The organism is uncultured Barnesiella sp., assembly GCF_946496565.1.
In the GTDB taxonomy this organism is placed as follows: Bacteria; Bacteroidota; Bacteroidia; order Bacteroidales; family Barnesiellaceae; genus Barnesiella; species Barnesiella merdigallinarum.
Map to the genome: position 1 here is coordinate 1 of NZ_CAMMHD010000030.1, position 10682 is coordinate 10682.

Below are 10682 nucleotides of genomic sequence, written 5' to 3' on the forward strand. Positions count from 1 at the left end.
ACCTGTAACCTTCTGATCCGTAGTCAGATGCTCTATTCAGTTAAGCTATGGAGCCGTTTGCGGATGCAAAGATAAGTATAATTTTATTCGCGTGTATCTTTTTTTCGAGTTTTTTTATCGCTTTTTTTTGCAGAAACTGCTATCGGTCCTATTTTCAGGCGCATAGAACTCCATTTTTTTTACTCGAGGAACTTGGGACTGAATACCAACAAACCTATATTGATACCGAAATTCCAGTTGCGAGCAGGATAATCGTAGTAGTTGGCATAGAGAGCTATCGAGGCAAACGAGAGATTCAGCACCACCGAGCTCTCGCCCATAAAGTGATATTTGGAGAAAGCCCGCCCGTAATAGGGCTCGTAATTGGCCCCTTCGTATATCTGTCGGAAAGGAGCAAAAAGGTAGAACTCGTTGCGGAATTGCAGGTTGTTCATAATCTTCCAGATGGGAATGACACCTGCGGCCAGATATTGCGTGGAGCGGAAGGCCGGGTTGAAGATGGTCTGGCTGTGCGGCGTAGGGGTAAAGGCCGGAGCTTGGGCTATGGTCGAGGTATAGTTGCTCAGGAGCCCCTTGCTCGAGACGACAGCCTTACCGCGAAGGCCCAGCACGAATTTATTGCTTATCGGGAGATAGGTGTGTATGTTGCCCTCGAGCTGCAGCCACGAGAGGGTTTGTGTCGAGTTGGACTGCAAAGTGGTGTCGTAGGGGCGGAACCGCTCTTTGCCATAGGCAAGCAGCCCCAGCACCGAACAGTCGGTGCCGGCCGTGGGATACATGTAGCTGTCGAGGTTGTTGCGGTCGAACTTCATCGAGGCCACAAACAGGTCGTAGCGGCTGCGGTCCTGCTCGTTGGTCGAGAAGTCTACGGTATTGGACTGGTAATACTTGTCGGTCATCGAGCCATAGCCTACCGACACGACGGCTTTGGAACTGGTGAGGAAGGGCAACCCCAAACGCAGCTTCACGTACTGCTCGGACTGCGTGACAAACGAGGGCATGCGGTCGGAGTAGAAAAGGGTCTCGTTCTGGTAGAACTTCTGTTTCGACGCGACGGCCTGCATCTTGAGGTACATGGGAATGGCGGTCTTCAGGTCGAACCGGGCCGAGAGTATCCCCGACGTATACGACTGACCTATCTGCCCCGTGAGGTCGACATCGAGCGAGTTGAGGCTCACGGTGCGGTAGTGTGCCCCGATGCAAATCTGGTTCGAACTGGTCGACGAGATAAAGCCTCCCATCCCCACCGACAACTGGTCGTGCACCTTGGCCTTGAGGTCGAGATTGAAGAGGCTGCTCGCCTTGTCGTAGCGAGCGTGGGGTATGAGGTCGGATATTTTCCCGTCGGAGATAGTCTTGTAGTAAGCCGCCTTGGCATCCTCGTCGGTAAAACGATTGCCGGTCTCGAATTGACGCCTGATATACTCCTTCTGCTGGTGATTTCCCCCCTCGACCGAGACGCTGTCGAACACCAGGTCGGGAGTCTTGCTCTTGAATACCATGCGCTGCAACTGCCGGGTCTCCTGCGACAACTCTCGGGGAATACGACTCTTGATCGAGTCCATCAGCTCCATGGCATAGTCATACCCGATTTTGGCAATCTGCCGGGCTTTGGGAAAATCGAGCAGTCCCACATCACTCAGATTGAACCGCATCAGAATACCATCCTCGGGATCGAGTGTATAGTCGCTCTTCTGCATAACCATATTCTCGATTTGGTTGATGAGGTCGTCTTCCTTGGGTTTATCTATTTTAGAGGCTACGATGCTGCCGATAATAATATCGGGATTGAAGTCCGACTTCATCACATCGACCGGGAAATTGTTGTAGATACCCCCGTCGTAAACCAGCACACTGTCAATCTCGATGGGCTTGAAAACGAAGGGAAAACTCATCGAAGCCCGCACGGCATCGCCCAAATCGCCATCGCGCAGCACCAGCTCGCGCTTGTGATAGACGTCGGAAGCCACAGCCCGGAAAGGTACGAAAAGGTTGTCGAAATTCCCGTCGCACTGGGCCGAATAGGGGGCAAACAGGCTCATAAAGGCGTAGTTCATGGGGAACGGATTGATGAGGCTGTTGGGCAGGAAATGCGGCTCGAACTTGGTGGAGTCTTGCAAAGCGACGTTGAACGTAACGATTTCGGGCGTCGGGTCGGGTTTCTTGAAGTAGTAGACATAGCGCTCGTCGAAGATACCCCGCGACCACAGGTTGAAGTCGTCGGAGAGAATCAGGTTCAGCATGTCGTCGGGCGTATAACCCATGGCATACCAGGCCCCCACGATGGCCCCCATCGAGGTACCGGCCACATAGTCGATAGGCACGTTGTTCTCTTCGAGCGCCTTGATGATACCGATATGCGCGATGCCCTTGGCACCGCCGCCGCTCAATACCAAGCCTACGGTCTGAGCCTGCAGATGAGCCCAGCTGCACAACCAGAGCACGAGTAACAACCCAATCCGTTTCATAACAGTCTGTTCCTTGGCAACGAGTATAATATCTGTTTTTTCAGTTGGTTTCGGAAATAAACGAATCCTTGAACCCGATGAAGTAGAGCACGCCGTCGAGCCCGATGGTCGAGATCGACTGGCTGGCATTCTCTTTCACCTTGGGTTTGGCATGATAGGCAATGCCCAGTCCGGCGGTGCTGAGCATGGGCAGGTCGTTGGCACCGTCGCCCACAGCTATGGTCTGGGCAATATCTACATGCTCGACCTGAGCGATGAGCTTCAGCAACTCGGCCTTGCGGCGGCCGTCGACAATATCGCCCACGTAGCGGCCGGTCAGTTTCCCGTCGACAATCTCCAGCTCGTTGGCATAGACATAGTCGATGCCATAGCGTTGTTTCAGGTAGTTGCCGAAGTAGGTGAATCCACCCGAGAGGATGGCAATCTTGAATCCGGCCCGTTTCAGCACCTGCATCAGGCGGTCTACCCCCTCGGTCACCGGCAGCGACTCGGCGATCTCTTTCATCACCGACTCGTCCAAGCCTTTCAACAAGCTCACCCGACGAGCGAAACTTTCGCAGAAATCGATTTCTCCACGCATGGCCGACTCGGTAATCGCCTTCACCTCGTCGCCTACCCCGGCGCGCATGGCCAGCTCGTCGATTACCTCGGTCTCGATCAGGGTCGAATCCATATCGAAGCATATCAACCGGCGGCAGCGGCGGTAGATGCTGTCTTCCTGCAGCGAGATGTCGATGCCCAGCTGCGACGAAAGTTGCATAAACGACGACTGCATGCCCACCTTGTCTTTAGGCGTACCGCGCACCGACAGCTCGATGCACGACTTGGGCGGCCGCACATTCTCGTCGAGGGGGATACGCCCCGTAAGCCGCTGGATGGCGTCGATGTTCAACCCCTGCTCGGCCACGATGCGGGTCACCTCGCCTATCTGGCGGGCCGTGATGCAACGCCCCAGGATGGTAATAATGTAGCGGTTCTTGCCCTGCAGCCCTACCCAGCTGTTGTACTCCTCCTCGCTGATGGGCGAGAAGCGGATATTCACGTCGAGCTCATAAGCCTTGAACAAGAGGTCTTTGAGAATGTCGCCCGACTTGGTCTCGTCGGTCTTGAAGAGGATACCCAGCGAGAGGGTGTGGTGAATATCGGCTTGGCCGATGTCCAGGATGAATGCGTCGTAACGCGCCAATACTTCGGTCAATGCCGTGGTTACACCCGGCTTGTCATCGCCCGATATGTTGATAAGAATAATTTCTGCCTTTGGTTTCATATTTCTGCCTTTGGTTTCATCATCTTTTTTACTACATCTGTTTAGATTAAGCAGAGCAGTCCCCTCCGCAAAAACCGAAGCCCGACCAACGGGCTACCCGGGACCGCACTGCCGACTATCAATCCAAGCCACAAAGATAATGCAATCGGCGGCAGAAACAAAGAGTTTTCTCCCAGACTTCGCGGCGACAACCCATCTTTTACCACCCCTGAAGAAAAACGGAACAGCTCCCTCCCATCCCCCTCGACCGACCAATCGGTGCAGCCAGATGTTCCCTGAAGAAAAACGAAGTTCAAAAAAGAGATTTTTCAAGCACGAGCGAGTGTTGTTAACAGCCCATACAACACTGTATATCAATACACTACGAATTATACTATGTTAAACACCCGAGAATATTTGGTTAATTCCCTAAAAACCTTCAACTTTGCCGTCGAATTTATGGGTTCCCGTCGGCAAAGGAAGCGTCCCGAGCAAGAGGAACTAACCGCTGAAAATCAGCGGGGTCTGCCGTTTCGGTGTGATGCCCCCAACGTCAGATTTAGTATGAACCATAACACTTCAGTATGAAGAAAACCAAGTCAGTTATTGGTATGCTGGCGTTGATTTTGTTGTTTTCTTCGGCCTTCAACCCGAACAAAACGGGTCTGAAAGAGGGGGAGCGAGCCCCGCAGCTGAGCCTGCAAAACGCCGATGACAGCGTCTCGCTCCAATCGTTGAAAGGCCGGTACGTACTGTTGAACTTCTGGGCAGGCTACGACGCCCCCTCGCGTATGGAGAACATACGCTACGCCCGGGAAATCGACAAGAGCGGACTCGAAAACATCAGCCTCGTGTCGGTATCGTTCGATACCAACCGCAAGGTCTTCGAAGAGACCATCAAACGAGACGGCTTGAACGCAGCTACCCAATTCTATGACAAAGACGGCTCACGGTCGGATATATTCGACAATTACCGTCTGAGCAAAGGATTCGCCAGTTATCTGATTTCGCCCGAGGGTGTTATCATCGCCAAAGACCCGAATCCGGAACATTTGACAAAACTTATTCGTCAATAATCAAAAACCGCCGCTGTACATTTTTGTTCAACGGCGGTTTTCTTTTTTTCGCATACCCCACCCTCGCGCTCGCGTGCACGCGCCGGCGAGCGGACTATCGTTTATTTTTACCCGGTAACATTGCGACAGCAAACGATTTGTATTAACTTTGCAGCCAATTTCGGGGACGACTCTCCGGCCATTGCCGCGGGGCTGCCGCTCACCCCCCCCGAAGGGTCAACTTGCAAAGAAAGGCAACAACATGATTATCGCCAGCCAAAAGAAAAAAGAGAATATCGCCGAATACCTGTTGTACATGTGGCAGATCGAAGACCTCATACGGGCTTACGGGCTGGACATAGACCGCATACAGCAACAGATTATCGACCCCTACGACATCTCGCCCGAACAGAAGAAGGCGATGCGCGAGTGGTACGAGTCGCTCATCGACATGATGCACACCGAGGGGGTGGAACAGAAGGGGCACCTGCAACTGAACAAAAACGTGCTCATCGACCTCACCGACCTGCACCTGCGGCTGCTCAAGTCGCCCCGCGAGCCCTTCTACGGCGCGGCCTTCTTCAAGACCCTCCCCTACATCGTCGAGCTGCGGGCCAAGTCGGGCGACGAGAAGGCCGGCGAGCTGGAGACCTGCTTCAACGCCCTCTACGGCGTGTTGCTGCTGCGGCTGCAGAAGAAGGAGATCAAGCCCGACACCTTGAAGGCCATCCAGCAAATATCGTCGTTCCTCTCGCTCCTGGCCGAAAAATACAAGCAGGACAAGGCGGGCGAACTGAAACTCGAAAACGATTAAAAAACAGATACGAACCATGACAAAAAGAGTTCTTATTACCGGCGCAAACGGCCAACTGGGCCACGAGATGCGCAACGTACTGAATGGTGATGACCGCTTCGAAGCCATCTTCACCGACGTAGCCGAACTCGACATCTGCGATGCCGAAGCCGTGAACCGGGCTGTCGCCGACAACCGCGTGGACTACATCGTGAACTGTGCCGCCTATACCCAGGTCGACAAGGCCGAAGACAACGTGGAGCTGTGCCGCAAAATCAACGCCACGGCCGTCGAGAACCTGGCCCGTGCCGCCGCAGCCTGCGGGGCCCGCATGATACACGTCTCGACCGACTACGTATTCAACGGACGGGGATACCGCCCCTACACCGAGGATATGACGCCCGACCCCCAATCGGTCTACGGCTCCACCAAACTCGAGGGCGAACAGGCCCTGATGCGCCTCTGCCCCCAGAGCGCCATCATCCGCACCGCCTGGCTCTACTCGCCCTACGGCAACAACTTCGTGAAGACCATGATGCGGCTAGGCACCGAGCGCGACGAGCTCTCGGTCGTAGCCGACCAGATAGGCACCCCCACCTGTGCCGCCGACCTGGCCCGCGCCATCCTCGCCGTGCTCACGGCCGAGACCTTCGTGCCGGGCATCTACCACTTCTCCGACGAAGGGGCCTGCAGCTGGTACGACTTCACCGTCGCCATCCACCGTCTGGCCGGCATCACCTGCCGGGTGAAACCCATCCGCAGCGACGAGTATCCCAGCCGGGCACACCGCCCCTTCTACAGCGTGCTCGACAAGAGCAAAATCAAACAGACCTACGGCATCACCATCCCCCACTGGTACGAGAGCCTGTCGCATTGCATAGAAATTTTACAAGAAACCCGTTAACATCGTGAGTACACTTACAGAGGAAATCAGTAAACGCAGAACATTCGCCATCATCAGCCACCCCGATGCCGGTAAAACCACCCTCACCGAAAAGCTGCTGCTTTTCGGCGGTGCCATCCACATTGCCGGGGCGGTCAAGTCGAACAAAATCAAAAAGACCGCTACATCCGACTGGATGGAGATCGAGAAACAGCGTGGCATCTCGGTAGCCACCTCGGTCATGGGCTTCAACTACGGCGACTACAAGATAAACATTCTCGACACCCCCGGCCACCAGGATTTTGCCGAGGACACCTACCGCACCCTCACGGCGGTCGACAGCGTCATCATCGTCGTCGACGTGGCCAAGGGCGTGGAGACCCAGACCCGCAAGCTCATGGAGGTGTGCCGCATGCGCAACACGCCCGTTATCGTCTTTGTCAACAAGCTCGACCGCGAGGGGCGCGACCCCTTCGACATCCTCGACGAGCTGGAGTCGGAGCTCAAAATCAACGTCCGCCCGCTCAGCTGGCCCATCAACATCGGCCAGAAGTTCAAGGGCGTCTACAACATCTACGAGCAGAACCTCAACCTCTTCACCCCCAACAAGCAGGTGGTGACCGAGCGCATCGAGCTCGACGACGTGAACAGCCCCGAACTCGAAGCCTACATCGGCGAGCAGGATGCCGAGAAGCTGCGGGCCGACCTCGAGCTCATCGAGGGGGTATACCCCGAGTTCAACGTCGACGACTACCTGGCCGCCCGCACGGCGCCCGTCTTCTTCGGCTCGGCCCTCAACATGTTCGGTGTCAAGGAGTTGCTCGACTGCTTCGTGAAGATTGCCCCCTCGCCCCGCCCCGTCCAGGCCGTGGAGCGGCTGGTGCGTCCCGAGGAGGAGAACTTCACCGGTTTCGTCTTCAAGATTCACGCCAACATGGACCCCAACCACCGCAGCTGCATCGCCTTCGTCAAGGTATGCTCGGGCAAGTTCGAGCGCAACGCCAACTACAAGCACGTGCGCAACAACAAGATGATGCGATTCTCGAGCCCCACCGCCTTCATGGCCCAGAAGAAATCGGTCGTCGACGAAGCCTACCCCGGCGACATCGTGGGTCTGCCCGATACCGGCAACTTCAAGATCGGCGACACCCTCACCTGCGGCGAAGAGCTCCACTTCAAGGGGCTCCCCAGCTTCTCGCCCGAGATGTTCAAGTATATCGAAAACGACGACCCCATGAAGTCGAAACAGCTCAACAAGGGCATCGACCAGCTCATGGACGAGGGCGTGGCCCAGCTCTTCATCAGCCAGTTCAACGGCCGCAAGATCATCGGCACCGTGGGGCAGCTGCAGTTCGAGGTCATTCAGTACCGACTGCTCCACGAGTATGGCGCCCAGTGCCGCTGGGAGCCCATCAGCCTCTACAAGGCCTGCTGGATCGAAAGCGACGACCCCGAGGCCCTCGAGGCCTTCAAGAAACGCAAGCACCAGTTCATGAGTGTCGACCGCGACGGGCGCGACGTCTTCATGGCCGACTCGAGCTATGTGCTGCAAATGGCCCAGACCGATTTCCCCAAAATCAAGTTCCACTTCACCTCCGAGTTCTAAGTCCGGGGGGAGGCGGAAAGAACGATACTCTACTCCACACAGGGGGCTGTGCTTCGGCACGGCCCCCTGTGCTTTTCCCGCCCGGGGCAGATGCCGTGCCTCCCCCCCTCTACCACATGCCGGCCCCCTCCATGCACCCTGCCTCCTCCATACAACGCACCCCGCCCGGCCCATACGCCGCCCGCTTCTCTCCCAGAATGCCGGGGAGCCCTCACAGCCACCCCGCCCTCCCCTTTCTCCACCCCCCGAAAGCGAGGCAAAAAGCGGGGCAAAAGCTCGTCGACCCGCACAAAAATGCAATCTTTTCCGGCTCCAAATGTTAAAAATCAGGGCCGAAAAATTTGCTCTATCAACAATTCTTTTGCTCTATCAACAATTTTGGTTAAATTTTAACAGCGCAACGCCTTGATTGTTAAATCCTTTAACAATCACCATTTGCATATTTCTCCTCCGAATATTATCTTTGAAATACAATCCTTCCCGATAATACCAAATCCTATATAACGACATGTTCAAAAAATTGTTGATGACCCTCGTGCTATGGGCTGTTGTATACCCGCTCGTGGCACAGACACAGGGCGACACCATCTACCACTTTCGGTTCGAGCCGGGGAACGACGGCCTCTATACCGCTTACCGAAACAACGGCACCGAGCTGACCCGTCTGCTCTCGTGCGTAGTACAGAACAAAGAGGCGATACTCGCCGGCACCATCCCCATCCAGGTCGACGGCTACTGCAGCTCGCTCCACGACGAAGCGGCCGCCCGGGCCATCGCCCGCATCCGGTCCAACCGGGTGAAGAGCGAACTCATCACTCGCCAGGGGCTCACCGAAGCCTGCTTCACCACCCGCAACCACACCTCCGGCGGCGACTATGTAACGGTGCGAATCGCCATCCCCGCCCAGACCTCCGAGGCCGGGCCGGAGCAACAGGCCGAGGCCGAGAAGCGTGCCGAACAGGCCCGGCTGGAGGCTGAACAACAACGCCTGGAGGCCGAGCAACAGCGGGCCGAAGCTGAAGCACAACGAGCCCGGCTGGAGGCCGAGAAACAACGTCTGGAGGCCGAGAAGCAACGCCTGGAAGCAGAGAAGCAACGCCTGGAGGCCGAACGGCAGCGGGCCGAGGCCGGGCACCCGGAGCACGACTCCTACCACCTCTCCCTGCGGGCCAACCTGCTGCGCTGGGCTACCCTCACCCCCGACCTGGGTATCGAATGGCGCATCGCTCCCGCCTGGGGCCTGATGGTCAACGGCTCGTGGACCTCGTGGACCTGGGACAACAACGCCCGCCGCTATGCTCTGTGGGAAGTGGCTCCGGAAGTGCGTTACTACATGGGCGAGAAGAAAGCCTGGTATCTGGGTGCGATGTTCAAGGCCGGACAGTTCAACTACAAGCTCTGCGGCACCGGCCGCCAGGGCGACCTGATGGGTGGCGGCATCACCGGCGGCTACCAGCTGCGGCTCAACCGGGCCCTGTCGCTCGACTTCAACCTCGGCTTGGGCTACCTCAATGCCGACTATGAGAAATACATCACCATCAACGGCGTACGGGTGCGTCGCGGCAACGAGACAAAGGAGTGGTGGGGACCCATCAACGCCGGTGTCACGCTGGTTTGGAAAATCTTTTAACCGTGGAGGAATCGAATATGAAAGCAAGACACTATATAAATATGATGGGAATGGCAGCCGCCGTGCTGCTCTCTTCCTGCGTGAAGGACACGCTCTATGACACGCCGCACCCCGACAAGGGAGCTGTCACCGTCAGTCTGACGGGAGTGTCGGCCGACGAGGATTTTGCAGTCGACATCGACGGGAAGGTGGCCGACATCACCGGCTCGCCTTTTACCTACCCCGACCTGCTCGCTCCGGGAACATACCGTATGGTGGTCTATAACCGTGCGGAAGGTTTCACTTTCGACGGACGAATGGCACGGGTCAATGCCCACACGGACGGGACCTCGGTCATTTCCCTGCCGGGCTATCTGAAGAGCGTCAGTCAGGAGATTACCGTAACAGCCGACGACACCCTGCTTCTCAGCCCTGTTCCGATGCAGCGTGTACGTGACCTGCAACTGGAACTGGAAGTGACACAGGGACGCCCCGAACTGATACAGAGCGTGACCGCCACCCTCAGCGGCATAGCCGGAATTTTTGATATGGAGAAGGGACAGACCATCGGCGAACCGACCTCCACGGTCTTCTCCTTCACCCGTGACGGCAGCAAGCTCACGGCCGACGCCCGCCTGCTGGGCACGATGGGAGCCGTGCAGACGCTGGTACTGGACATCGTCTTCACCGATGGCGGACGCACACAGCACACGGAAGTCGACCTGACGGAAGCCCTTGCGGACTTTAACGGCGACATGACCACCGCCTACCGGGTGACCGGCACACTGGAGACCCCCGTCGGCATGGAGGAATGCAACGCCGAGATTACCGGATGGGAAACGGTGGAAGGCGGCAATGCCAGTGCCACGCTGTAAATTCCACACACCGCTCGGGTCACCTCGCACTCGATGCGCTCCGTGTCACCCCGCACTCGATGCGAGGTCCAGTGTGTGAGTCACCCCGCACCCGATGCGGGGTCCAGAGAGGGAAGGCAAAGGACAAGTGCCGCAGACGATATTCCT

General features: G+C 56.6%; 8 protein-coding genes. 6 read left to right on the forward strand and 2 right to left on the reverse strand.

Going from position 1 to position 10682, the window contains the following annotated elements; translation table 11 throughout:
• Window positions 1–179: 179 nt before the first annotated feature.
• Both Q1K76_RS11730 and serB read right to left on the reverse strand, forming a co-directional pair.
• Window positions 180–2468, reverse strand: coding sequence for a patatin-like phospholipase family protein (locus Q1K76_RS11730; protein ID WP_300133609.1), 2289 nt, complete (start codon window positions 2466–2468; stop codon window positions 180–182).
• Between the two features lie 40 nt (window positions 2469–2508).
• Complete coding sequence (serB, locus tag Q1K76_RS11735; RefSeq protein ID WP_300133612.1) at window positions 2509–3735, reverse strand: phosphoserine phosphatase SerB; 1227 nt, start codon at window positions 3733–3735, stop codon at window positions 2509–2511.
• Window positions 3736–4298: 563 nt separating this feature from the next.
• Here serB and Q1K76_RS11740 point away from each other — a divergent pair.
• The 6 genes from Q1K76_RS11740 to Q1K76_RS11765 all read left to right on the forward strand — a co-directional run bounded on the left by Q1K76_RS11740 (window position 4299) and on the right by Q1K76_RS11765 (window position 10535).
• Window positions 4299–4790, forward strand: a complete 492-nt coding sequence (locus Q1K76_RS11740; protein ID WP_087409416.1) for a peroxiredoxin — start codon at window positions 4299–4301, stop codon at window positions 4788–4790.
• A gap of 241 nt (window positions 4791–5031) precedes the next feature.
• Entirely contained in the window at window positions 5032–5583 is a 552-nt protein-coding gene (locus Q1K76_RS11745; protein WP_300133615.1) for a DUF4924 family protein, read from the forward strand.
• Window positions 5584–5599: 16 nt separating this feature from the next.
• Window positions 5600–6466, forward strand: a complete 867-nt coding sequence (gene rfbD, locus Q1K76_RS11750; RefSeq protein ID WP_300133618.1) for a dTDP-4-dehydrorhamnose reductase — start codon at window positions 5600–5602, stop codon at window positions 6464–6466.
• 4 nt (window positions 6467–6470) lie between these two features.
• Window positions 6471–8051: a peptide chain release factor 3 gene (locus Q1K76_RS11755; RefSeq protein ID WP_087409414.1), complete on the forward strand. Its 1581-nt coding sequence runs from the start codon at window positions 6471–6473 to the stop codon at window positions 8049–8051.
• A gap of 508 nt (window positions 8052–8559) precedes the next feature.
• Window positions 8560–9681 carry a DUF3575 domain-containing protein gene (locus Q1K76_RS11760; RefSeq protein WP_300133621.1) on the forward strand — a complete coding sequence of 374 codons (1122 nt, stop codon included), beginning with the start codon at window positions 8560–8562 and terminating at the stop codon, window positions 9679–9681.
• 17 nt (window positions 9682–9698) lie between these two features.
• Window positions 9699–10535, forward strand: coding sequence for a hypothetical protein (locus Q1K76_RS11765; RefSeq protein WP_300133624.1), 837 nt, complete (start codon window positions 9699–9701; stop codon window positions 10533–10535).
• The last annotated feature ends 147 nt before the right edge of the window (window positions 10536–10682 follow it).

What these genes read in the sequence shown, in the direction of transcription:
- Q1K76_RS11730 (WP_300133609.1), bottom strand. Translation starts at nt 2,468, where the DNA reads ATGAAACGGATTGGGTTGTTACTCGTGCTCTGGTTGTGCAGCTGGGCT.
- serB (WP_300133612.1), bottom strand. Translation starts at nt 3,735, where the DNA reads ATGAAACCAAAGGCAGAAATTATTCTTATCAACATATCGGGCGATGAC.
- Q1K76_RS11740 (WP_087409416.1), top strand. Translation starts at nt 4,299, where the DNA reads ATGAAGAAAACCAAGTCAGTTATTGGTATGCTGGCGTTGATTTTGTTG.
- Q1K76_RS11745 (WP_300133615.1), top strand. Translation starts at nt 5,032, where the DNA reads ATGATTATCGCCAGCCAAAAGAAAAAAGAGAATATCGCCGAATACCTG.
- rfbD (WP_300133618.1), top strand. Translation starts at nt 5,600, where the DNA reads ATGACAAAAAGAGTTCTTATTACCGGCGCAAACGGCCAACTGGGCCAC.
- Q1K76_RS11760 (WP_300133621.1), top strand. Translation starts at nt 8,560, where the DNA reads ATGTTCAAAAAATTGTTGATGACCCTCGTGCTATGGGCTGTTGTATAC.
- Q1K76_RS11765 (WP_300133624.1), top strand. Translation starts at nt 9,699, where the DNA reads ATGAAAGCAAGACACTATATAAATATGATGGGAATGGCAGCCGCCGTG.